This window comes from Neglectibacter timonensis (genome assembly GCF_900048895.1).
GTDB classification, from domain to species: domain Bacteria; phylum Bacillota; class Clostridia; order Oscillospirales; family Acutalibacteraceae; genus Acutalibacter; species Acutalibacter timonensis.
On sequence record NZ_LT160640.1, the window covers coordinates 667,965 to 690,230 of the forward strand.

23 protein-coding genes are annotated in these 22,266 nt (G+C 48.7%); 7 read left to right on the forward strand and 16 right to left on the reverse strand.

All coding sequences use genetic code 11. The features are described 5' to 3' along the window. Nucleotides 1-96: 96 nt before the first annotated feature. From BN3911_RS12035 to aroE, 15 genes are all read right to left on the reverse strand, one after another. Complete coding sequence (locus BN3911_RS12035) at nt 97-1,005, reverse strand: SPFH domain-containing protein (RefSeq protein WP_066866009.1); 909 nt, start codon at nt 1,003-1,005, stop codon at nt 97-99. A 15-nt stretch (nt 1,006-1,020) separates the two neighbouring features. Continuing rightward, nucleotides 1,021-1,464: an NfeD family protein gene (locus BN3911_RS12040; RefSeq protein ID WP_082942263.1), complete on the reverse strand. Its 444-nt coding sequence runs from the start codon at nt 1,462-1,464 to the stop codon at nt 1,021-1,023. Between the two features lie 123 nt (nt 1,465-1,587). Beyond that, on the reverse strand, nt 1,588-3,213 hold the full coding sequence (gene groL / locus BN3911_RS12045; protein ID WP_066866013.1) for a chaperonin GroEL: 1,626 nt from the start codon (nt 3,211-3,213) through the stop codon (nt 1,588-1,590). A gap of 60 nt (nt 3,214-3,273) precedes the next feature. Further along, a complete protein-coding gene (locus tag BN3911_RS12050) occupies nt 3,274-3,558 on the reverse strand; it encodes a co-chaperone GroES (RefSeq protein ID WP_066866015.1) in 285 nt (94 codons plus the stop codon). Between the two features lie 409 nt (nt 3,559-3,967). Further along, complete coding sequence (locus tag BN3911_RS12055) at nt 3,968-6,208, reverse strand: glycoside hydrolase family 3 C-terminal domain-containing protein (protein ID WP_066866017.1); 2,241 nt, start codon at nt 6,206-6,208, stop codon at nt 3,968-3,970. 158 nt (nt 6,209-6,366) lie between these two features. Beyond that, nucleotides 6,367-6,876 carry a GNAT family N-acetyltransferase gene (locus BN3911_RS12060; RefSeq protein WP_187127742.1) on the reverse strand — a complete coding sequence of 170 codons (510 nt, stop codon included), beginning with the start codon at nt 6,874-6,876 and terminating at the stop codon, nt 6,367-6,369. Between the two features lie 188 nt (nt 6,877-7,064). Next, on the reverse strand, nt 7,065-8,204 hold the full coding sequence (gene pheA, locus BN3911_RS12065; protein ID WP_066866020.1) for a prephenate dehydratase: 1,140 nt from the start codon (nt 8,202-8,204) through the stop codon (nt 7,065-7,067). 17 nt (nt 8,205-8,221) lie between these two features. Further along, nucleotides 8,222-9,316: a chorismate synthase gene (gene aroC / locus BN3911_RS12070; RefSeq protein ID WP_066866022.1), complete on the reverse strand. Its 1,095-nt coding sequence runs from the start codon at nt 9,314-9,316 to the stop codon at nt 8,222-8,224. Further along, on the reverse strand, nt 9,297-10,595 hold the full coding sequence (aroA, locus tag BN3911_RS12075) for a 3-phosphoshikimate 1-carboxyvinyltransferase (protein WP_066866024.1): 1,299 nt from the start codon (nt 10,593-10,595) through the stop codon (nt 9,297-9,299). The genes aroC and aroA overlap by 20 nt, the downstream gene beginning before the upstream one ends. A gap of 114 nt (nt 10,596-10,709) precedes the next feature. Beyond that, the gene (gene aroB, locus BN3911_RS12080; protein ID WP_066866026.1) at nt 10,710-11,756 is read right to left on the reverse strand and encodes a 3-dehydroquinate synthase; all 1,047 of its coding nucleotides are present in this window, start codon (nt 11,754-11,756) and stop codon (nt 10,710-10,712) included. Nucleotides 11,757-11,856: 100 nt separating this feature from the next. Next, nucleotides 11,857-12,690 (reverse strand): prephenate dehydrogenase, encoded by an 834-nt coding sequence (locus tag BN3911_RS12085; protein WP_066866028.1) that lies wholly within the window; start codon nt 12,688-12,690, stop codon nt 11,857-11,859. Beyond that, nucleotides 12,687-13,700 carry a 3-deoxy-7-phosphoheptulonate synthase gene (gene aroF / locus BN3911_RS12090; protein ID WP_066866031.1) on the reverse strand — a complete coding sequence of 338 codons (1,014 nt, stop codon included), beginning with the start codon at nt 13,698-13,700 and terminating at the stop codon, nt 12,687-12,689. The genes BN3911_RS12085 and aroF overlap by 4 nt, the downstream gene beginning before the upstream one ends. Beyond that, the gene (locus BN3911_RS17215; RefSeq protein WP_147578594.1) at nt 13,697-13,897 is read right to left on the reverse strand and encodes a hypothetical protein; all 201 of its coding nucleotides are present in this window, start codon (nt 13,895-13,897) and stop codon (nt 13,697-13,699) included. Before BN3911_RS17215 ends, aroF begins: the two co-directional genes overlap by 4 nt. A 122-nt stretch (nt 13,898-14,019) precedes the next feature. Then, nucleotides 14,020-14,526 carry a shikimate kinase gene (locus BN3911_RS12095; protein WP_066866033.1) on the reverse strand — a complete coding sequence of 169 codons (507 nt, stop codon included), beginning with the start codon at nt 14,524-14,526 and terminating at the stop codon, nt 14,020-14,022. Nucleotides 14,527-14,528: 2 nt separating this feature from the next. Then, nucleotides 14,529-15,392 carry a shikimate dehydrogenase gene (gene aroE / locus BN3911_RS12100; protein ID WP_066866035.1) on the reverse strand — a complete coding sequence of 288 codons (864 nt, stop codon included), beginning with the start codon at nt 15,390-15,392 and terminating at the stop codon, nt 14,529-14,531. Nucleotides 15,393-15,611: 219 nt separating this feature from the next. On the opposite strand from aroE, the gene acpP reads away from it, so the two are divergent. From acpP to BN3911_RS12120, 4 genes are all read left to right on the forward strand, one after another. After that, entirely contained in the window at nt 15,612-15,845 is a 234-nt protein-coding gene (gene acpP / locus BN3911_RS12105) for an acyl carrier protein (protein WP_066866036.1), read from the forward strand. A gap of 129 nt (nt 15,846-15,974) precedes the next feature. Then, nucleotides 15,975-17,414: a proline--tRNA ligase gene (gene proS / locus BN3911_RS12110; RefSeq protein ID WP_066866038.1), complete on the forward strand. Its 1,440-nt coding sequence runs from the start codon at nt 15,975-15,977 to the stop codon at nt 17,412-17,414. Nucleotides 17,415-17,551: 137 nt separating this feature from the next. Then, nucleotides 17,552-18,673, forward strand: a complete 1,122-nt coding sequence (locus BN3911_RS12115) for a Gfo/Idh/MocA family protein (protein WP_066866040.1) — start codon at nt 17,552-17,554, stop codon at nt 18,671-18,673. A 14-nt stretch (nt 18,674-18,687) separates the two neighbouring features. After that, nucleotides 18,688-19,539 carry a sugar phosphate isomerase/epimerase family protein gene (locus BN3911_RS12120; protein WP_066866042.1) on the forward strand — a complete coding sequence of 284 codons (852 nt, stop codon included), beginning with the start codon at nt 18,688-18,690 and terminating at the stop codon, nt 19,537-19,539. Between the two features lie 191 nt (nt 19,540-19,730). Here BN3911_RS12120 and BN3911_RS12125 read toward each other — a convergent pair whose 3' ends face one another. Next, a complete protein-coding gene (locus BN3911_RS12125; protein WP_082942264.1) occupies nt 19,731-20,453 on the reverse strand; it encodes a glycoside hydrolase 5 family protein in 723 nt (240 codons plus the stop codon). A gap of 1 nt (nt 20,454) precedes the next feature. On the opposite strand from BN3911_RS12125, the gene BN3911_RS12130 reads away from it, so the two are divergent. The 3 genes from BN3911_RS12130 (at nt 20,455) to BN3911_RS12140 (ending at nt 22,196) form a co-directional block, all read left to right on the forward strand. Next, complete coding sequence (locus BN3911_RS12130) at nt 20,455-20,745, forward strand: helix-turn-helix domain-containing protein (RefSeq protein ID WP_082942265.1); 291 nt, start codon at nt 20,455-20,457, stop codon at nt 20,743-20,745. A gap of 218 nt (nt 20,746-20,963) precedes the next feature. Continuing rightward, nucleotides 20,964-21,410, forward strand: coding sequence for a MarR family winged helix-turn-helix transcriptional regulator (locus tag BN3911_RS12135; protein ID WP_066866048.1), 447 nt, complete (start codon nt 20,964-20,966; stop codon nt 21,408-21,410). A gap of 15 nt (nt 21,411-21,425) precedes the next feature. Continuing rightward, entirely contained in the window at nt 21,426-22,196 is a 771-nt protein-coding gene (locus tag BN3911_RS12140; RefSeq protein WP_066866050.1) for a sulfite exporter TauE/SafE family protein, read from the forward strand. The last annotated feature ends 70 nt before the right edge of the window (nt 22,197-22,266 follow it).

Consider the following 22,266-nt stretch of genomic DNA (forward strand, 5'->3'; position numbering starts at 1 on the left):
CAGATTATTCTGACATTACTCTTACAGAACACTGAAAAATACAAAAAGATCAGGCCGGCAGCTTGAAACTGCCGGCCTGATCAAATCATATGAATCTTATCTTTTCTCATCCTGAGGCACATCGGTCATTAATTCCTTTAAAGAAGTTGCCATTCCTGCCAGGCTCTGGATATTCGAGGGAATAATAATCTTGGTTGCTCTTCCATCTGCCGCTTTCTGAAAAGCCTCAAGACTTTTCAACGCTATGACAGGATCGCTGGGATGCGCCTCATTCATCAGTTTGATAGAATCTGCCAACGCTCTCTGAACAGAAAGAATCGCTTCCGCTTCGCCCTGTGCTTCGCGGATTTTCGTTTCTTTCACCGCGTCAGCCCGGAGCACCGCGGATTCCTTCTGTCCTTCCGCAATCAGGATTGCACTGCGCTTCTCACCCTCAGCATCAAGAATTTTCGCACGACGTTCCCGTTCGGCCTTCATCTGTTTCTCCATGGAGTCTTGAATTTCCGCCGGCGGAATAATATTTTTCAGCTCTACACGATTCACCTTGATGCCCCAGGCGTCAGTCGCCTCGTCAAGAATAACCCGGATCTTCGAATTGATAACGTCACGCGAAGTCAGAGTATGATCCAATTCCATATCGCCAATGATATTCCGCAGCGTGGTCGCACTTAGGTTTTCAATGGCAGAAATCGGATTTTCCACACCATAGGCATAAAGCTTTGGGTCGGTAATCTGGAAATATACTACCGTATCAATCTGCATCGTAACGTTGTCCTTGGTAATAACCGGCTGGGGAGGGAAATCAATAACTTGTTCCTTCAGACTTACTTTCTTGGCAATCCGGTCAAAAAAAGGAATTTTCACGTGCAGACCTGTTCCCCAGGAAGCGTGAAACGCCCCCAGCCGTTCCAGAACAAAAGCATGCGCCTGCGGTACAATCTTAATATTTGCAATGACGACAATGAAAAACAGCAAAACCACTACCAAAGCAATTATGATAGGCATAATAAATCTCCTCTCTCAAGACTGATATCCTTGATGGACAATCAGCTTTACACCCTCGATTTTTTCCACAATAACCTTTTCGCCGGATGGAATCACGCTTTCTGGATCCGCTGACCGGGCTGACCAGCTGTTCCCCAGCACGGTTACTCTGCCAGCCCCAAGAAGATTGTTGATTTCCTCTGTAACTAAGGCCGTCTTACCCAATACCATATCGGCATTGGTGCTTATGGTTTTACGACTTTGAATCCTCTTTACCAGAGGCCTCGTCAGAATCAACGCTGCACCGGAAACTACAAGGAACAGAGCGACTTGAAGCCACAGCGGCGCTCCGAATAGACTTGCCACCAAAGCAGCCAGTCCTCCAGGCACAAACCAGACAGATACCAGCGCCGGTACGGCCGCTTCCACAATTGCAGCGACCACAGTGATTCCCAACCAGATATAATCCCAAACTTCCAAACGCATTCCCTCCCCCTGTCAAAGATATGTTAAATTATAATATAACTATACTATATAAGGCTTTAAAATGCAAGAAAAAGGGAACCTCCGCAAAGGTTCCCTTTTTTCCTATTAAGAAATTTATCAATACATACCGCCCATATCGGGAGCCGCAGGAGCCGCAGGAGCAGGCTCCTTGATATCCGCAACCAGGGACTCAGTGGTCAGGATGGTAGAAGCCACAGAAGAAGCGTTCTGAAGCGCAGAACGAGTCACCTTGGTGGGATCTACAATACCGGCCTCAACCATGTCCGCGAAAACACCGGTCAGTGCATTGTAACCATAGCCCACTTTATTTTCACGCTTGAGCTGCTCCACAATAACGGAACCCTCAATTCCTGCATTCTCAGCAATCTGGCGAACCGGCTCTTCAAGAGCCTTCAGCACAATAGCTGCGCCCGTTTTCTCATCGCCCTCAGCAGCTTCTACATACTCCTTCACTGCGGGAATTGCATCAATCAGAGCGGTACCGCCGCCAGCCACAATGCCCTCTTCTACAGCTGCCTTGGTAGCTGCCAGCGCATCCTCAATGCGGAGCTTCTTTTCTTTCATTTCGATTTCAGTTGCAGCGCCAACTTTGATAACAGCAACACCGCCGGCCAGTTTTGCCAGACGCTCCTGAAGCTTTTCTCTATCAAAATCAGAAGTCGTGGTTTCGATCTGCGCACGGATCTGATTGACACGAGACTTGATGTCCTCTGCATTGCCGGCTCCGTCAACGATAATGGTATTCTCCTTGTCGACCTTTACCTGACGCGCATGACCCAGCTGAGACAGCTGGGTATCCTTGAGTTCAAGACCCAGTTCCTCAGAAATAACCTGGCCGCCGGTCAGGGTGGCAATATCTACGAGCATCTCTTTCCTGCGGTCACCGAATCCGGGAGCCTTGACCGCCACACAGGTGAAGGTACCGCGCAACTTATTGAGAATCAGGGTGGTCAGTGCTTCACCCTCGATGTCCTCGGCGATGATAAGCAGCTTTTTACCAGACTGAACCACCTGCTCCAACAAGGGCAGAATTTCCTGAATGTTGGAAATCTTCTTGTCAGTGATCAGGATGTAGGGATCATCCAGCTCAGCCACCATCTTATCCGTATCAGTAGCCATATAGGGAGTGATGTAGCCGCGGTCGAACATCATGCCTTCCACGACCTCGCTGTAGGTTTCAGCCGTCTTAGACTCTTCTACAGTGATTACTCCGTCGGAAGTAACCTTCTCCATAGCATCAGCGATCAGATCACCAATCTCATCGCTGCCGGAAGAAACCGCAGCAACGCGGGCGATATCCTTAGTGCCGTCCACTTTGTGGGAATGCTTAACAATGGTATCCACGGCAATTTCCGTTGCCTTCTGAACACCCTTGCGCAGGACCATCGGGTTTGCGCCGGCAGTAACGTTCTTCATTCCCTCGCGTACCAGAGCCTGCGCCAACAGCGTAGCAGTTGTGGTGCCGTCTCCCGCAATATCATTGGTTTTTGTCGCCACTTCTTTGACAAGCTGTGCGCCCATGTTCTCATATGCGTCTTCCAGCTCCACTTCTTTGGCAATGGTGACACCGTCATTGGTGATCAGCGGAGCGCCGAACTTCTTATCCAGCACAACATTTCTGCCCTTCGGACCCAGGGTGATCTTAACCGTATCGGCGAGCTGGTTGACGCCGCTCAAAAGTGCCTTCCTCGCATCCTCACCGTAAATAATCTTCTTAGCCATGCACTGTCATATCCTTTCAGTTTTAAGTTTCATTAAACAGAACCTGACGTTTCGTTTCCGTTATTCCACTACCGCCAGAATATCGGACTGGCGCACAATCGTGTACTCTTCTCCATCTATCTTTACTTCGGTGCCGCTGTATTTTGCTGCAATAACGCGATCCCCTTCTTTCAGATACATCTTCACTTCTTTGCCGTCAACTTCTCCACCGGGTCCCACTGCAATAACACTTGCGATTTGGGGCTTTTCCACTGCTTTGGCGGCCAAAACGATACCGCTCTTTGTAGTTTCCTCCGCCTCTTCGGCCTTGAGCAGAACTCTGTCAGAAAGTGGTCTAATCGTCATAACGCACACCCTTCGGCCCGTATGCTTTTGGTTTTACCGGGCCAATCCTTTCTCCCCGACTCTTTATTGTTTTCGCACTCCCCGGGGAAGAATGCTAAAACCGCACGGATATTCCGTACGAAAAAGAAAGATTACTAGGTATCTGCCGAAAACGACGGATCTGTGATCCGCTCGACCCCGGCCTTTCTTTAGCACTCTTTATCCCTGAGTGCTAACACATATTTTAGTCATATGGTCAGTAAAAGTCAATAGTCTTTTTTTAAAAATTTGACTTTTAACAAATCCTTCATATTTTTCATCTAGTTTCCGTTTTTTCATATCTGCGTCTGCTGTCCATATTTCCAATTCTTAGAAAAAAGCTGCCGTGCCTCCCCACAGGGAACCGCACGGCAGCCGGCTAATTTGTTGTTCAGGCGTTGAGTTGATCCAATAGGCCCTCAATCATTTCCGGTCGAATTTTATCTCCACCCATCATCAAGGCGCCGCGAAGCGGCATATATCCCATCATAGCCATCATGGCATCTTTGGAAATTGCCTCGCCGCCAATATCGTCCAAGTTCATCTTTTCAAGCATCTTTGAAACTATTTCCTGACCCTTGGGGTCTGCCATGATGTCGCCGAAGGTACTGTTTATGGTAAATACCCTCTTATATTGTCTGGTTGACTCCACCCGGACCACTGCAGACAGTGCGATATCACGGCTGGATTTCCCGATCATAATCGTGAAGTCTCCCGTTTCCACGTCCCAGTCTGATATCTCTGTGTTGTAATAGGCAAAGGAACGCTTATCCAGAGTGAAAGACACCTCTTTCTCTTCACCGGGCGCCAGCTCCACCTTTTCAAACCCTTTCAGCTCCTTGACCGGACGTATCACAGAGCTTTCGTTGTCCTGGACATAGAGTTGAACAATTTCCTTGCCCGCCCTATTTCCTATATTTTCCACTTTTACACTCACATGCAGCGAATCCGTATCTTTGAGTGAATCGCGGTCCAGCCGCAGGCTGCTGTAAGCAAATTCTGTATAACTCAACCCATAGCCAAATGGGAACAGAACCTCCATATCCTTTTTGTCATAATAACGATACCCTACAAAAATGCCCTCTCTGTATTCCGTAAGGTCGCCTTCTCCGAAGTAATACAGATAGGATGGATTGTCTTCCAGCCGGAGAGGAAATGTTTCAGCCAGTTTACCGCTGGGATTCTTCTCTCCATACAGAAGATCCACCACTGCGCTGCCTACGGCTTCTCCCCCCAAATAGGCATAGAGGACAGCCTTTACATCATTTAGCCACGGCATTTCAACCGGCGCGCCACAATGAATTACCGCAATTGTATTCTTTTGAACCTTTACCACCTCTTCGATCAGTCTTTGCTGCCCGAAAGGTATTTTAAGATTCTTTCTATCGAAGCCTTCCGACTCCATCTCATCCGTAATCCCAATAAACAACACGGCGCAGTCTGCTTCTTTGGCCGCTTTAACGGCTTCTGCGAGAAGTTCCTCCTGCGGTTCCTGCGACTCGATGGAATAACCGGGAGCGTAAACTATGTTTAAATCCTTAGCCGCCTCCACAGCTCCTGTAATTTTATAACAGGTCACATGAGAGCTGCCGCCGCCTTGGAACCGCGGGTGCTTCGCAAATTCCCCCAGAAAAGCCACCTTTTTCTCTTTGGAGAGAGGCAGAATTCCCGCCTCATTTTTTAGGAGAACCATGGATTCCGCAGCCATCTGACGCGCCATTTCATGATCCCGTTCATACTGAAATGCAGTGTTAGGCTGACGGTTTTCTATGTATTGAGCCACTACTTTAAGGACGCGCTCCACTGCCTTGTTTAAATCCTCTTCGGAAAGCGTTCCGCTCAGTACCGCCTCTGTGATCTTCGTCGCATTTTCTTTTCCTGGCCCCGGCATTTCCAGATCCATTCCTGCGGCCACGCCTTTCACCCGGTCGTTCACAGCGCCCCAGTCGCTGACTACCATGCCGTCATAACCCCAATCCTCTCGCAGAATTTCTGTGAGCAAGCGGTGGTTTTCGGAGGCATATGTTCCATTGAGTTTATTGTAGGAGCACATCACTGTCCAGGGCTTGGCTTCTTTTACGGCTTTTTCGAAAGCAGGCAGATAGAGTTCCCTAAGCGTACGCTCGTCGACCACGCTGTCGCTGGTCATCCGGCGGTGTTCCTGACTGTTGGCGGCGAAATGTTTCAAGCTGGTACCGACCTGCTTGCTTTGCACACCTTTGATATACGCTGCTGCCATTTCGCCTGCTGCATAAGGATCTTCTGAAAAGTACTCAAAATTGCGGCCGCACAGAGGAGAACGCTTTATATTGACTGCCGGTCCCAGAAGCACGGCCACATCTTCCGCTTGGCATTCCTCTCCAAGAATCTCTCCTGATCTTTGGATGAGTTCACGATCAAACGAACTGGCGATACAAGACCCCGTAGGATAACTCACCGCGGTCACACTGGCATTCAGTCCCAAATGGTCGCTTTCCCCTGCCTGCTTCCGCAGTCCGCAAGGGCCGTCCGTTACCATGACAGATGGGACCCCAAGCCGTTCCACACCCTTTGTATGCCAAAAATCACTGCCTGCACACATGGCGGCTTTTTCTTCCAAGGTCATCTCTGCCACTAATTTTTTGATATCCATTTGACCAGGTTCCTCCTAAACAGATTTACTAGATTTTCATTATAACACAAGCTTGAGTAAATTTCACCAGAAAAATTTCCGTATTATAAAACAAATTGTAAATGAGGATAATTTCACAAACAACGGGCTTTCGGAAAGCATCTCCGAAAGCCCGTTGTTTACAATTCTTTTACCATAACATAGTCATCCATCACATAGCCCGAACCAATATCCGATTTTACCTGCTCCTCAACCTGAAAGCCATAATGGCTGTAGACGCCTATGGCATGTTCATTCCCCTTATTGACCGTAAGTCGGATTTTGGAAAGACCTTCCTCTCTCGTCTCCTTTTCCACCAGGGCAAAAGCCTGAGACACCGCTCCGGTACCGTGGTATTCCGGCAAAAGATAAATTTTACTCAGGAACATCTCCTCCCTGTTCTCATACCGGGGAGAAAAACCGACAAACCCGGCAGGCTTTCCCTCGATCTTGATCAGATAATACCGGTATCCCTGGGCCTTCATCTGGGCTTTTACCGCATGATCAGACTGAAATTTATCCAGCATATACTCCACCTGACCGTCTGGCAAAAGCGGATCGTATGTTTCATGCCATACCACCCGTGCAATCTCACAAAGACTGTCGATTTGCTCTTGACTTTCTACCTTTTCCAAATTAATATTCCGCATATTGTTTCCCATTCTTCCTCTATCATATATTTGCGGTGTTTTTTAGAAAGGATACCGCAGATAAACCGTTATCCTTTAAAATGAAGAGCGTTGAAGCTTGAACAATTCCAAGATTCCGACTCTTTGAAACAGTCAGAGAAAACTTCAAAATCACTTTTTTAGTAGCCTGTCCTTTTAAAATTGTTTGGTCAAGCCTCGCGATAGTTTCCCAGAAAGGAAAACCGAGGTAATTCATCGTGCAGCGCACAAATCAAGTCCAGGGTGTCCGGAGTATGGATATTTCCGGAAAAATCCAGATAAAAATCGTATTCAAAATTGCTGCCGGGAATAGGACGAGATTCAATTTTAGTCAAGTTCAGACCGTGTATTGCAAAGCGTTCCAGAACATTATAGAGTGAGCCGGTAATATGGGGCAACGAAAAACAAAGGCTGATTTTATCGGCATTCTCCGGCAAAACGGGCTTCTGAGAGATAATGACAAACCGGGTTTTGTTATTCGCGGCATTTTGAATCCCTTTCTTTAAAACAATCAAACCATATTCCTCTGCAGCCTCCTCTGAACAGATCGCCGCCGTTCCGTCGGGGCGCTCCTGCGCAACAAACTTGGCCGCAGCTGCCGTGTTGGAATATTCTACAGTGGAAAGACCGTGCTGTTCGATGTAATCAGAACACTGGGAAAGGCCTTGTGGATGGGATATAACCGTCTTTATGTCAGCGTTTCCCCGGCATGCTGCCAGACAGTGCTCCACTTTGATCCCCACTGCACCCACGATATAAAAACGGTATCGGAGGATCAGATCATAGACGGCGCTGACCGAGCCAGCTGCAGAATTTTCTACCGGCAAAACACCGAAGTCAGCCTCTCCAGATTTTACGGTTTCGAATACCTCTTTCCAGGTACTGCGAAAGACAAGTTCAGGCGCTTCAAAAAAGCGGAGGGCAGCGCGGTGGGAGTAAGCCCCCGGCACGCCCTGGCAAACCGCCCTCACATCGCTTTGTTTCATGCTGCGGTCCGCCGTCTGCTCCAGCCGGCGCAGTTCGCCTCCGCCTACCAGCATCTGATGTTGCCGTGCACGGCTTACTGCCATAATCGCAGAATAAAGCGCCGCGGCACTTCCGCCGTATCCACCAGCCTCTTCCCTGACTCGGTCAAGGATTTCCTGTTCCCTTTTTGCGTTGAGCACTGGTATTCCCGCTTGTTGTTTGATCTCAGCCACTTTCTCCGAGCAATTCATCCGTTCTAAAAAAAGCGGCAAAAGCTGCTTGTCTATGCGGTCTATCTCCTCCCGTACAGCCGAAAGCTGCCGCTCAAATTCCTGCTTCTCCATCCTGCCCCACCCTTTCTTTACAGCTTTCCGTTTTGAGCCAGAAGTTCCAGTACCGCCACAGCAGCCGCAGACTCCAAAGCAGGCACCGCTCTCGGCACAATACAGGGATCATGACGCCCCTTAATCACCAGTTTTACATTTTCTCCCGTCTCAAGATTTACAGTATCCTGTTCCCGGCTGATGGAAGGCGTGGGTTTTACTGCAGCGCGAAAAACCAGAGGCATGCCGGTGGTAATCCCCCCCAAGATACCTCCCGCATTGTTGGTACGCGTTTTCACTGCGCCCCCATCGTCATAATAAAAAGAATCATTGTTCTCATGCCCCATTTTCCGGGCTGCCTGGAACCCTGCACCAAATTCAATTCCCTTAACAGCAGGCACCCCGAACACAATGGACGAAATCAAATTCTCCACTCCGCCGAACATGGGGTTTCCCATCCCTGTCGGCAATCCTGTCACAGCGCATTCCACCACCCCTCCCAAACTGTCCAAAGCGAGGCGCGCTTCCTCAATCTGCCTGCGCATCTCCTGCCGAATAGAGGGAAACAGGACGGGAAAATATTCCCGGCTCAAACTTTTCAGAATTTCCGGTTCGATATCCGCCATGTTGAACCGCCGGTCTTCTGCCGGTCCAACTGACAGTACATGCCCGCCGATCAGAATCCCATGTCGGGAAAGAATTTGGCGGCACACTGCTCCTGCAAAAACAAGGGGAGCTGTGAGACGTCCGGAAAAATGACCGCCACCTCGGATATCATTGTTGCCCTGATATTTTACGAAGGCGGCATAATCAGCGTGCCCCGGCCTGGGAGTAACCTTTAAATTCCCATAATCTTTGGAGTGCTGGTCAGAATTATAAATCAGCGCACAAAGCGGGGCTCCCGTCAAAACTCCGTCGGAAGACATCCCGCAGACCACGTGTGGTTCATCCTTTTCCACACGCCGGGTAGCGCTGGGGTCTTGCCCCGGCGCCCGCCTTGCCATCTGCACCAAGATCTCGTCCCAATCCATCTTTTCACCCGCCGGCAAGCCGTCCAAAGTAACGCCAATGGCTTCCGTATGGCTTCCCCCAAAAACAGAGAGCTTGATCCTCTCACCCCACATCGATGACATCTGCAATTCCTCCCAACTTTCTTAAATCCTCAAAAAATCCCGGATAAGATTTTCTGACACTCCATGCGTCCGTCACACACACCTCTTTGCTGCTTCTGCAGGCGGCGGCTGCAAGGGCCATGACAATCCGATGATCGTTTCTTCCCTCTGCCCGTCCTCCGGAGAAATACGGTACGCCTTTTATCATAAGACCGTCTTCCGTCTCCGTTACCCTGCCTCCCAGCGCATTCATTGCCGCCGCCATTGCGGCCAGCCGGTCACTCTCTTTCAGGCGCAGGCGTTCAGCATGGTAAATTTTGGTCTCTCCCTCCGCTGCACAGGCGCATACAGTCAGGGCAGGCACCATGTCGGGAATCTGCGCCACATCAATGGCAAACCCCTTCAGACCGCCAAACGGCTGTTTTGCATTTGGATTCCAGGCTTTAAGAACACCGTCTTCGAAAGCAAGCTGAAGTCCAAATCTCTCAAATAGGGATACACAGGCCCGATCTCCCTGGTGGGATGACTCCAGCAGTCCGGCTATTTGAATCTTGCCGCCTCCCAGTGCAGCAAGGCACAGAAAAAAGGCGGCTTGGGACCAATCTCCTTCCACCATATATCTTCGGGCACAGTACTTCTGTCCGCCCGGAATATGCCAGCCTGTAGCGGTTTCAATAACCGAAACTCCGAAATCCGCCAGTATAGAGATAGTAAGATCCACATAGCCTTTCGATTCCAGCTCTGAAGAAAGCACAATTTCACTGTCTCCTTCTAAAAGCGGAAGGGCCAACAGGAGGCCCGTGACGAATTGAGAGCTAACGTTGCCGGGAAGCGTATAGCTTCCTGCATGCAGCTTCCCTTCCATTTTCAGCGGCAGTCCGCCCTCTGTTTGAAGCAGGACGCCGTGTTCTGGAAGAAGCTTTTGATAAATCCCCAAGGGGCGTTGCGGCAACCGTCCTTTGCCGTAAAAAGTCGTTTTTACTCCCAAAGCGGCGGCAACCGGTATCATAAAGCGAAGGGTTGAGCCCGATTCCAAACAATCGATCTCTGCTGTTTCCCCACCCAAATCCGCGGATTGAACCAACAGAGTTTTCCGCTTCTTATCATAGGAAACAATGCCTCCAAGCGCTTTCACCGCGTTTACCGTTGCGGTCAGGTCGTCGCTCAGTTCAAGGTTGCCAATTTCACAGTTGCCTTGGGACAGTGCCGCACACAACACGGCACGGTGCGCCGCGCTTTTGCTGGGTGGAATCTGCAAAATCCCCTTCAGACCGCTTTTTCGGTAGATCACGTTGGCCATCTTTGTTGCCCTCCTTCTGCTCAGTAGCCGCTTTCCGAAAGAAATATTTCCTTTTTCTAATTCAAAACTTCACTAAAATACGAAAAGTGCCTCATGCCGTTTCAAGGATCCCGATTATTCCATCACACACAGCAGCTGGCTGCGATGAATCGGATAGATGATGCTTTCCCCTATTTCCTTCAGAAGAATCAGCTGCAGCGTTTCTCCATCACTCTTTTTGTCCAAAGCTGTGGCCTCGATTATCTCTTCTTTGGAAAAACAATCCTCCACAGGCAGGCCGTATTGTACCAGCACCTTTCGAATGCGCTCCGCTGTTCCTGCCCGGGTGATTCCAAGTTTCTCCCCGACACCTGCAGCAAGCACCATTCCGATTCCTACAGCCTCCCCGTGGGCCAATTCCTGGAAATGATGAAGCTTTTCCAACGCATGTCCGAACGTGTGCCCAAAATTCAGAATCATCCGGCGGCCCTTATCCCGGGTGTCCTCTTCAACCAGCTTTTTTTTGCTGGATACACAACGGATAATGATCTCCTCCAGGTCTACGGGCTTAATTCCCTTTTCCAGCTGTTCAAGCAGGGCCAAGTCTGAAATGCAGCCGTATTTGATCACTTCTCCCATACCGTCATGAAAATAATGCTCCGGCAATGTATTCAGCGTCTGCGGATCGGTAACAACTGCACGAGGCTGGTGAAACGCACCTACCAAATTTTTGCCAAAGGGAAGGTCCACACCCGTTTTTCCCCCTACGCTGGCGTCCACTTGGGCCAGCAGAGAGGTCGGAATCTGAAGAAAGGAAATTCCTCTCAGAAAGGTAGCAGCGGCAAAGCCGCCCATATCTCCTGTTACACCGCCGCCTAAGGTGACGATAAAATCGCTGCGGGTAAATCCGTTTTCCGAAAGCGCCCGATAAATATCGCAGACCGTAGCGATCTGCTTCGAGCTTTCTCCCGCTGGGAACAAGAATTCGCTGACCCGAAACCCGGCAGATTCCAGCGAATCTTTGACGCGTTGCCCATAGAGGGGAAACACATTGCTTTCACTGACCAGCATCGCTTTGGCTCCCGGTCTTTCCAATTCCGCAGCCAATTCTCCCACCCGGTCAATTATTCCGTTTTCCACTGTCACTTGATAGGGCACTGCAGTAGCTATCTCAATCTTCATGATGTCAAAATCTTCCTTTCTCCCTGACAGGCGCTGCCCCGTACGATTCCGCTGTAGTACCCCCTGTTATAAAACAGAGTACCGAGCCGGCTTCCCGCCTTTATCCTTCTTCCTGCTTGATCCGGGCTGCAGCCTGCAGCAGGCCGCGGAGTTCCCCTTCCTCCTGCCCGGCCACAGCATCTCTGAGCTTTTCCAGATTCCCTATCAAAGTATCAATTTCGCGTAGGAGCGCTTCCCGGTTGTCCAAAAACAGGCGGCTCCACAGCTCGTCATTGATCAGGGCAACCCGCGAAACGTCCCGGTAGCTGCCTGCTGAAAAGCCCTGGTGTTCCCGGCACCTCGGACTCATCACATAGGCGCAGGCCAGCACATGCGGCACCTGAGAGGTGAATGCTATTATTTGATCGTGCTTTTCGGGGGTAGTGAGTACCACACGTCCAAATCCCATCCCTTTTGCCAAGGAAGAGACCTCTTCTACAGCCCATTCAGGCGCCCCGCAAGGAGTAATCAAATAGGAAGCCCCCACAAAAATACTGGGGTCACTGGCAGAAAACCCACTGCGTTCCTTACCAGCCATGGGGTGCCCCCCTACAAAGATAAAGTTACCGTTTGCTTGCAAGAGATTCATCTGCCGGCAAACTTGCTTTTTGATTCCACAGGTATCGGTGACAATACAATCAGATTTCAGCCTTTTTCCATACTCCTCAATAAACCTTATAACTTCCTCAGGATAGACGCAGAGATAGATCATATCCGCCTCCTCCAGGTCCTGCAGAGTAGCCTTACGGTCGATTGCTCCGCAGGAACAGGCGTCCAGCAGGGTTTCATCGCTGATATCGACGCCTAAAACCTCGTGCTCCGTACTGAGTTTCAGGGCTTTTGCCAACGAGCCCCCGATCAATCCCAAGCCTACCAGAACGATTTTCTTTTTCATAGCGCCCGAACCGTTTCTGAAAGCTTCTTCACCTTTGCAGCCAGAGCGTCAAACTGAACTGGTGTAATAGACTGAGCGCCGTCGCAGAGAGCATGACTTGGGTCATTATGCACCTCAATGATCAGCCCATCCGCCCCAATAGCAGCGGCTGCAATTGCCAGCGGCTCGATCAGCCAGTTGATTCCAGAGGCATGGCTCGGGTCCACAATAACCGGCAGATGGGAAAGCTTCTTGATTACAGGAACTGCCGAGATATCCAGCGTATTGCGTGTCATCGTCTCATAAGTACGGATTCCCCTTTCACACAGAATGACCTGTTCGTTTCCTTCTGCCATGATATATTCCGCACTCATCAAAAGCTCTTCTATTGTATTTGCAAGCCCTCTCTTGAGAAGAATCGGCTTGCGCGTTTTTCCCAATTGTCTGAGAAGCTCAAAATTCTGCATATTGCGCGCTCCCACCTGAATGATATCCACATCCTCAAACAGCGGGAGATGCTCGATGCTCATGATTTCCGTTACAATAGGCAGGCCAGTTTTCTTTTTCGCTTTAGAGAGCAATTCGAGGCCTTCCGCTTTCATTCCCTGGAAAGCATACGGCGAAGTACGCGGTTTAAAAGCGCCGCCACGCAGAAACATAGCCCCAGACCTCTTTACACTCTCGGCAATTTCACAGATTTGGTCTTCGCTTTCCACAGAACAGGGGCCTGCAATAAGAGCCAGAGAGCCGTCTCCAATTTTCTGGCCTGTAGGCAAAGAGATGACGGTATTATCGGGATGAAATTTCCTGTTGGCCTTTTTATAAGGCTCTTGCACTCTTTTGACGCTCTCAACAAATTCCTGGGCAGCCACATATTCACTGTCAATTGCAGTGGTATCCCCGATCAGACCGAGAACTGTGCTCTGGGTGCCTACCCAGGTATTGACCTGCACATCATAGTTTGTCGTCAGTTTATTGACGAATTCATTAATTGTTTCCTGCCTTTGATTGGGCTTTAATACGATAATCATGGTTTTTTCTTCCTTTCAAAAACACTGTGAATTAAAAAAGCGAAGCCTGCATCGGCTCCGCTAATAACAACATTCCATAAAAATTCCAATTTGCCTGATTCAGCAATCAAACAAAATCGGTATTCTGGAAAACGCAGCCGCAAATTGATTCCATGCACAAAAAGCCCGCGCAGTAAATCGCGAGCTAAAATAGCCATAAAATCGTTTTGCAGCCAATGAAACCATTAAAATACTTCCTTTACACACATCGGAATTTTCTTTACTATCTTAAACCAGAGCAAATTATTTGTCAAGGTTTTTATACTTTAAAGTACAAAATTCAGAGAAAAGCCTCAGCAATTCGCTTTGCAACCACACAGGCAGGCGCTCCTGCCTCCACCGTCAGGTCTGCAGCCGCCTGATACAGTGGACAACGCTGTTCATAGAGCTCCGCGATCACTTTCCGTCTGTTGGGCTTCTGAAGCAGGGGCCGCTTCCTGTCCCCCTTCAGCCTTTCCTGCAGTGCCGGAAGCGGTACGTCCAAATAAAGGATGGTACCCTTTCCGGCATGAAATGCCTGTACATTGTCAGGAAAAAGCACGGTTCCGCCTCCGCAGGCCACCACCATGTTCGTTTTTTCTGCAATTTCCCGTACTGCCGCAGCTTCCCGTTCCCGAAAACCAGCTTCACCAAAACGTTCGAATATTTGAGAAACTTTTAAACCTTCTTTGCGTTCAATATATTGGTCGAGATCACAGAACTTCCGGTTCATGAGTTTGGCCGCCCGCTTTCCCACACTTGTTTTGCCGCATCCCATAAAGCCGCACAGCACGATATTTCCATCCATAACTATGCTTTCCCCCCGAAAATCCGTCTCATCTCTTCTGCAGCGTCTTTGCAAAGTACAGCCAGCTCTGAGGCCTTGAACTGCGTGCCATACCAGATTTCATGGGCAGCCACAGCCTGAAATACCAGCATTTCCATTCCTCCGATCGCCTTTACCCCCAATCTCTCTGCACGTTGCAGCAATTCTGTTTTCGCAGGATTATACACAGCGTCAAACACAGCGGAACAACGGGAGACCACTTCCTCTGAAACAGGGCATTCACCAGTGTGGGGATACATTCCCGCACTGGTAGCATTTATAAGCACGTCAAACTCCGTCTTTTCGCTTTCCAGCGCGGCATAAGTCAGAACACGCACCTCTCCGCCCACGCCGCGATACTTCTGAAGATCAGAGCAGAGCTTTTGCCCCTTTTCAACCGAATTTTCCCTGCTAACAATTGTGAGGCTTGTCCCCGGACATTCCGCCGCCTCAAAGGCGATTGCTCTGGCGGCTCCGCCGTTTCCAAGCAGCAAAACTTTTCCCGAAAGCTCTGCACCATGATTTTTCAACGCCGCACGGCACCCGGCGCCGTCGGTTGTATATCCAAAAAGCCTTCCCTGCTTCACTTGCACCGTGTTGACAGAGCCGGAAGCTTTCGCTTTTTCCTCAACTTCATCCAAAAAGGGAATAATTGCATTTTTATGGGGAATCGTTACGTTGAAACAATCCAGACCGCATAAAACCGGTATTGCCTCCTTCAAATCCGGAACATCCAGAACCGTGTAGGAAAGCGGACGTCCGGATAACGCAAACAACCTTTCATGGATGAACGGTGACATCGTATGTCCGATAGGATGGCCAATTACGGCAATTTTTTGTGGTTCCATGGCGGAAGAAACTCCCCTTTCCCTCAGTTTTCCAAAATATTTCTATTTCGTATTGACAAAGCAGAATCGAGTCAATAAAATGTAGGTGATGGATACGGTACGGCGAACGTTACCACTCGCCGGCGTATGGATTGTATCACATATTGACCGGTTTTGTCCATATCTTCCATTTTTGAACGGAAGCCCCCAAAAACAGAATTTTATTAGGAGGAACTAGAAATGGTACTAGAAAAAGTCAAGGCGATTCTCAGCGAACAGTTTGATGTGGAGGAGGATTCTATCACTGCAGAAACCACACTCGCCGATGATCTGGGCGCAGATTCTCTTGATGTTGTCGACCTGCTGATGTCCATCGAGGATGAATTCGAAGTTGAAATTCCCGATGAAGAGGTAGAAAATATTAAAACGGTCGGCGCGCTTGTTGAGTATATTGAAGGCCATTCTAAAATCTGATTTTGAAATACTATCGCTAAGTCGAGCGTCCGAGCCTTGTTCGGACGCTTTTTTCTTGCAAAACCCTTTTATTCAAGCTATAATTTTTGCATGGAATCTTAAATATCCGCTCGAAAGGACTTGTTTTTCATGGCACAGCAGAAAAAAATGGTCGAAGATATAACTTCGATGGAAGAAGATTTTTCCAAATGGTATACGGATATTGTCAAAAAAGCGGAGCTTATGGATTACTCCAGCGTTAAAGGCTGTATGGTCATTGAGCCATATGGTTATGCCATTTGGGAAAACATCCAGAAGGATCTGGATGCCCGTTTCAAAAAAGTAGGCGTTCAAAATGTGTATATGCCTATGTTTATCCCGGAGAGCCTCCTGCAGCGCGAAAAGGACCATGTAGACGGCTTCGCGCCGGAAGTCGCCTGGGTGACACAGGGCGGCGAGGAAAAGCTTTCTGAGCGGCTTTGCGTGCGCCCAACCAGTGAAGTTCTATTCTGTGAGCACTATCAGAAGGTAATCCGTTCTTACCGCGATCTGCCGAAAATTTACAACCAATGGTGTTCTGTAGTACGTTGGGAAAAAACCACCCGGCCCTTTCTTCGTTCTTCTGAATTCCTGTGGCAGGAAGGCCATACCATGCATGAAACCGCCGAAGAAGCCCAACAGGAAACGTTGACTATGCTGCGCGTCTACGAAGATTTTTACAAAAATACTTTGGCTATCCCGGCAGTGGTTGGACAGAAAACGGAAAAGGAAAAGTTTGCGGGCGCCTTGGCTACCTACACGATTGAACCCATGATGCATAACGGCGTAGCGCTGCAGGGCGGTACCTCTCACTATTTTGGCGACGGCTTTGCAAAAAGCTTTGGCATCACCTTCACCGGCCGTGATAACACCCTGCAGAGTCCCTTCCAAACCTCCTGGGGCGTATCCACCCGCATGATAGGCGCCATCATTATGGTGCACGGCGACGATAACGGCTTGGTGCTTCCGCCTAAAATTGCGCCTATCCAGGTTGTGATTGTACCGGTAGCCCAGCACAAGGAAGGCGTATTGGAAAAAGCGGGGGAGCTTTATCACAGTTTGCAGGAAAAATTCCGCATCAAACTGGATGACAGTGAAAATTCTCCCGGATGGAAATTTGCCCAGTATGAGATGCAGGGTGTTCCGTTGCGTCTGGAGATTGGGCCAAAAGATATCGAGAAAAACCAATGTGTTCTGGTCCGCCGTGATAACCGGGAAAAGCAGTTTGTCTCTCTGGACAACTTGGAGGAGGCAATTGAAAAAGCCCTGGACGAAATCCATGATGCTCTTTACCAGCGGGCATTGGACAATCTGACATCCAAAACCTTTACCGCAAAAAATTATGATGAATTTCTGGACATTGCAGCAAATAAACCAGGGTTCATCAAAGCAATGTGGTGTGGAGACAGCGCCTGCGAAGAAAAGATCAAAGAGGATACCGGCGGTGTAAAGTCCAGATGCATACCGTTTGAAGAAGAACATCTCTCTGATGTCTGCGCCTGCTGTGGAAAGCCCGCCAAGCATATGGTCTACTGGGGCCGGCAGTACTAAATTTCTTTTCTTTATCTTCCCAGTTTTAATTAGATGCTTCACCAAAATATACCTTTACATTTCTAAAATAATGTAATAAAATGATTGTGTAATCTAACATACTTCTCAAAGTATGTAAATAATAGGAGGAGATTCCCATGGCAAAATTAAAGATCGGTTTTATTGGCTGCGGCGGTATCGCCAACCAAAAGCATTTTCCCGGAATGTCTCAGCAGACCGAGTATGTTGATATGTGCGCATTCTGCGACCTGATCCCCGAAAGGGCTGAGAAGGCAGCTAAAGAGTACGGTACGCCTGACGCTAAGGTTTATACCGACTATCATGAGCTCCTGGCAGACCCCACAATTGATGCGGTTCACGTACTTACTCCCAACATCGCTCACTGCGAGATCACGATTGCGGCTCTTGAGGCCGGCAAGCATGTGCTCTGCGAAAAGCCAATGGCTGCAACTGAAGCAGACGCCAAAAAAATGCTGGAAGCCAGAGACCGTACTGGAAAAATGCTCACCATCGGTTATCAGTACCGTCACTTCCCTGTAAACCAGGTTGCTAAGGCCGTAGTGGACGATGGCTGGCTGGGCGATATCTATTATGCAGAAGCCACTTACCTGCGCCGCCGCGGTGTTCCCACCTGGGGCGTATTTACCGACAAGTCCAAACAGGGCGGCGGCCCCCTGATCGACATCGGCACCCACGCGCTGGATCTCACTTTGTTCCTGATGAACAACTATGACGTGGACTATGTGGTTGGCACCTCCTTTGAGAAGCTGGGCCGGCTGCTGGATCCTGAGCATCAGGGCCAGGTCAACTACAGAGGCGAACATGATTCCTGGAATAACGAAACCTATGATGTGGAGGATTCCGCATTTGGCCATATCAAGATGAAGAACGGCGCTGTGATCAACCTGCGTGCTTCCTGGGCAATCAACATGGTCGGTGAGACTGGCGCTAACAATGAAGCTCACGCCACGCTGGCCGGTACCAAGGGCGGCCTCGATACGCTGGAGGACAGAGTCAGACTGAATCACGTAGTGGCCAATCAGCCTTCTGTCACCTATGTAGGCAACAAGGTAGCTTCCTATATTCCCGGTTTCAGCCAGGGCCCGGCTCCTCTTTCCAAGGAAGCCGACATTTGGGTTAAGGCGCTCCGCGGCGAAGGCGAACTCTTTGTGACCGCTGATCAGGCTTATTGCGTCACCAAGATTCTGGACGCCATCTATCAGTCTTCCAAGACCGGAAAACCTGTCTATTTTGACTGATCGGGGTTAACAGCATGAATAATATCAATTTGCAGCTCTATTCTTTCGGGTTTGAGTGTAATCTTTCTCTTTTGGATAAAATCAAATGTGCTGGAGAAATGGGTTATGCCGGTGTTGAATTCGCCCGCGGTTATGAAGAGCTTCCGGTTGAGCAGGTAAAAAAAGCTCTGGATGATGCCGGTGTCAAGGCGGTTTCCGCTCATGTGGCATTGGATTTTATGGAGCAGGATCTTCCTTATCTTGCAAAGCTGGGTGTGAAATTTGTAGCCTGCCCCATGGCTCCCTTTAACACTGCTGAAGAGGCCAAAGAGCTTGCTGAAGACCTCAACAAATTTGGTCAGATGGCAAAGCAGTACGGTATTACCATCGGATACCACAATCATACCGGTGAATTTTATCAGGATCAGGGAAAATACTTGATGGATTACCTGATTGAAAATACCGATCCTGAAACGGTTGCTTTTGAAATCGACTGCGGTTGGGCTTCTGCCGCTGGGATCAATCCGGTAGAATATATCAACCAGCACGCAGGCCGTATCGCCGGTATTCACATCAAGGAAAACGGCGGAGTGATCGGAGCGGACAAGCCTCAATCGAGGCACGAAGCTCCTAACCATCCAAAATTTGAACTGGATGAGGATGGCAAGCCGATCATTCCTCCTGAATTCAAAAAGATGATGGAAGAACGTGAAAAGCTCAATGTTCCCCAGGGAAGCGGTATTGTGGATTGGAAAGCGGTGAAAGCCGCTGCTGATGCCCAGCGCGAAGGAGTCATCTACGTAGTTGAGCGTGAAGCCAGTTACGGAGGCAAGGGCAGAATTGACTGCCTGAAAGAAGATATCGCTTGGTTGAAAGAGAATCTGTAAAAAGTTTTAAGGAAGCGGGAAATGCATTTTGCATTCCCCGCTTCCTTTCCTTTTCTGCAAATGGAGATATCCTATTGGGACATTGGCTTCAACAAGATCCATTACAGTTTTGAGGGAAGGTGCCAGATGGCACTGCCCTCTTTCCGTGAGCTATTCCCAGCTTTTTTCTCTATCCCCTTCTTGAAATCCTGTTACTTTACCAATTCTTTCTGCGCTGCGAAATCCCGGAGTAGGCGAATTTCCTTTTCTCTGTATGGAGTCCCGTCCGGGTAGAGAATACAGTGAAACCAGTTGGGTGGTTCAGGCGCCCCTTCAGGCCAATTCCAGGGAAAGTGGTACCGTGCGCTTCCCGCGCAGAGCCCCCAAAAATAAAAACCGATTTCATATTTTTGAAAATAGGGCAGAAAATTTTCGAAAGTATTCCCTTCGCTGCGGGCCAGGCATTCCGTACATAATGCGGGACGCCCATAGGAGAGAGCTCTTTCCAACTCAGGCAGGAACTCCAACGAACCTCCAGACTGATTATGATACCGATCTGGGCTGCCCGGTTGCGTGTAGTTATGAAATGTGATTACATCCGATAAATCGAACGCTTCCCAGCAGGCGGTAAGTGGCTGTGAAGGTTTAAGAGAACGGGCATGTGCAAACATTTTCTCCAAGCAGCCCCGATGTTGTGGTGCGGCCTCATTCCATAGATCCCATGCGATAATTCTCCGGTCATTGCCGTATTTTCCAATGACCTCTCCCAGGAAACTATATACAGTTTCCATCAGTTCTGCTCTTTGAAAAGGGGCTAAATGCTCAGAATCTTCCACACGCATATAATCCGATTGAGAGGCAACCATCACGGTCATGACGTACCGATCCGCCAAATCCAGGAATCGGTTAATTTTACTTTGAACTACTTCCCACAAAATGTTTCCCCACTCCTTAGACTTTTCCATTTCTTCGTTGGCAGAGCATTTTCACACCTCAGTCCTAAACATGAGTCACCTGTTCAAATATGTAACTGGAATTGGTTACAAGCAGTATGTGGATTATCTGCGGGTGGAACGTGCAAAAACTTTTCTGGAAAACACTGGGATGACGATCGGGGAGATTGCAGAGTCCTGTGGCTACATCAGCGCTTCTAGCTTTATCCGTACTTATAAAAAGTTGACGGGACAGCCCCCCGGTATCTACCGGCAGAAACTAAAAAAGAACTGAGCCGTGAAAAAGCGGTGGCGTTGGAGTGCTCCCGAAAGGAATCCTCCCAACTCCACCACTTTTATTTGCTCCCGCCCATAGTTCTCATTTCGGCTTGTTTTCCTGAAAAAGTTGTTTACCCAAACTAAACAACAAAGTTATTGTTCTATATTGACTTTATCATGATATTTAATTATAATTAGAACTGTTCTTTTTATAACTATAAAGGATGATTTTTTATGCGTGAAGTTCTGATAGCCATCAGTCATTTCAAACGGTTTTACAGTCAGACTTTCCAGCCCTTGACAGAAAAGTTTCAGTTATCGCAGCTGGAAACTGATGTGCTTCTTTTCCTCCGGAACAATCCGGAGTATAACACGGCACGCGATATTGTTTCCATGCGTGGATTTGCAAAGTCAAATGTCTCCATGGCTGTGGATTCCCTACGCCGTAAGGGATTTTTAACTATACAAACTGACACCAATAGCAGAAAACTTCAGCGGCTCAACATCTCCCCCTCTGCGTATGCCATTGCAGAAGAACTTTCGGACTGTCAGACACGTTGCTTTTCCAGGATTATGAATGGATTCTCTAAAGAAGAACGCCAAATGCTCCGTGAACAATTGATGCGGATTGACCAAAATATTCTGGCAGCTCTCAATTCGTCTTTTAAAGAAATAAATTAGTGGAGAGGATTTCTTGTGGTTTATCAGTTCTTTATCTGTTTTTTGTCAGGTATCGGCGCAGGATTGGGTACAGGTTTCGCTGGAATGAGCGCAGCCGCAGTGATAAGTCCCATGCTCATCACCTTTCTCGATATGAATCCCTATATGGCTGTAGGGATTGCTTTGGCAAGCGATGTCCTTGCCAGCGCCGTATCAGCCTATACTTATGGAAAAAGCAAAAATCTGGATATTAAAAACGGATTGGTTATGATGTCCGCTGTCCTTTGCTTTACATTGGTAGGCAGTTATCTTTCCAGCTTAGTTTCCAGCACGGCAATGGGAGGCTTCTCCACAGTGATGACTTTAGTGCTGGGCATCAAATTCCTTATCAAGCCGGTTATGACTACAAAAGCCAGTATGGAAGCTGTCAGTCCCAAGAAACGAGTGATTCAGTCTATCTTTTGTGGTATCCTGATAGGTTTGATCTGCGGCTTTGTAGGCGCTGGCGGCGGCATGATGATGCTGCTCATTCTCACCAGTGTTCTTGGCTATGAACTAAAGACCGCAGTAGGAACCAGTGTCTTTATCATGACCTTTACCGCTTTGACGGGTTCTGCCGGCCATTTTGCAATTGGCGGCATGCCGGATCTCACAACGCTTCTTTTCTGTGTACTCAGTACACTTCTCTGGGCGCGTATTGCCGCAAAGTTCGCTAACAAGGCGTCTCCTGTTGTCTTAAACCGGGCCACAGGCGCAGTTCTTACAGTTCTGGGGACAGCCATCCTCCTAGTAAATTATTGTTTTTAATTCATTTCAACTAAATCTAAAAAATTTTCTGATAAAGAGAAGCCTGAAACAGCCTTAAATTGCTGTTTCA

What these genes read in the sequence shown, in the direction of transcription:
- acpP (WP_066866036.1), top strand. Translation starts at nt 15,612, where the DNA reads ATGGTACTAGAAAAAGTCAAGGCGATTCTCAGCGAACAGTTTGATGTG.
- proS (WP_066866038.1), top strand. Translation starts at nt 15,975, where the DNA reads ATGGCACAGCAGAAAAAAATGGTCGAAGATATAACTTCGATGGAAGAA.
- BN3911_RS12130 (WP_082942265.1), top strand. Translation starts at nt 20,455, where the DNA reads ATGTTTCCCCACTCCTTAGACTTTTCCATTTCTTCGTTGGCAGAGCAT.
- aroF (WP_066866031.1), bottom strand. Translation starts at nt 13,700, where the DNA reads ATGATTATCGTATTAAAGCCCAATCAAAGGCAGGAAACAATTAATGAA.
- BN3911_RS12035 (WP_066866009.1), bottom strand. Translation starts at nt 1,005, where the DNA reads ATGCCTATCATAATTGCTTTGGTAGTGGTTTTGCTGTTTTTCATTGTC.
- aroA (WP_066866024.1), bottom strand. Translation starts at nt 10,595, where the DNA reads ATGGCCAACGTGATCTACCGAAAAAGCGGTCTGAAGGGGATTTTGCAG.
- BN3911_RS12050 (WP_066866015.1), bottom strand. Translation starts at nt 3,558, where the DNA reads ATGACGATTAGACCACTTTCTGACAGAGTTCTGCTCAAGGCCGAAGAG.
- BN3911_RS12135 (WP_066866048.1), top strand. Translation starts at nt 20,964, where the DNA reads ATGCGTGAAGTTCTGATAGCCATCAGTCATTTCAAACGGTTTTACAGT.
- pheA (WP_066866020.1), bottom strand. Translation starts at nt 8,204, where the DNA reads ATGGAGAAGCAGGAATTTGAGCGGCAGCTTTCGGCTGTACGGGAGGAG.
- BN3911_RS12095 (WP_066866033.1), bottom strand. Translation starts at nt 14,526, where the DNA reads ATGGATGGAAATATCGTGCTGTGCGGCTTTATGGGATGCGGCAAAACA.
- groL (WP_066866013.1), bottom strand. Translation starts at nt 3,213, where the DNA reads ATGGCTAAGAAGATTATTTACGGTGAGGATGCGAGGAAGGCACTTTTG.
- BN3911_RS12115 (WP_066866040.1), top strand. Translation starts at nt 17,552, where the DNA reads ATGGCAAAATTAAAGATCGGTTTTATTGGCTGCGGCGGTATCGCCAAC.
- BN3911_RS12085 (WP_066866028.1), bottom strand. Translation starts at nt 12,690, where the DNA reads ATGAAAAAGAAAATCGTTCTGGTAGGCTTGGGATTGATCGGGGGCTCG.
- BN3911_RS12120 (WP_066866042.1), top strand. Translation starts at nt 18,688, where the DNA reads ATGAATAATATCAATTTGCAGCTCTATTCTTTCGGGTTTGAGTGTAAT.
- BN3911_RS12055 (WP_066866017.1), bottom strand. Translation starts at nt 6,208, where the DNA reads ATGGATATCAAAAAATTAGTGGCAGAGATGACCTTGGAAGAAAAAGCC.
- BN3911_RS12060 (WP_187127742.1), bottom strand. Translation starts at nt 6,876, where the DNA reads ATGCGGAATATTAATTTGGAAAAGGTAGAAAGTCAAGAGCAAATCGAC.
- aroB (WP_066866026.1), bottom strand. Translation starts at nt 11,756, where the DNA reads ATGAAGATTGAGATAGCTACTGCAGTGCCCTATCAAGTGACAGTGGAA.
- aroE (WP_066866035.1), bottom strand. Translation starts at nt 15,392, where the DNA reads ATGGAACCACAAAAAATTGCCGTAATTGGCCATCCTATCGGACATACG.
- BN3911_RS17215 (WP_147578594.1), bottom strand. Translation starts at nt 13,897, where the DNA reads ATGGCTATTTTAGCTCGCGATTTACTGCGCGGGCTTTTTGTGCATGGA.
- aroC (WP_066866022.1), bottom strand. Translation starts at nt 9,316, where the DNA reads ATGTCATCGATGTGGGGTGAGAGGATCAAGCTCTCTGTTTTTGGGGGA.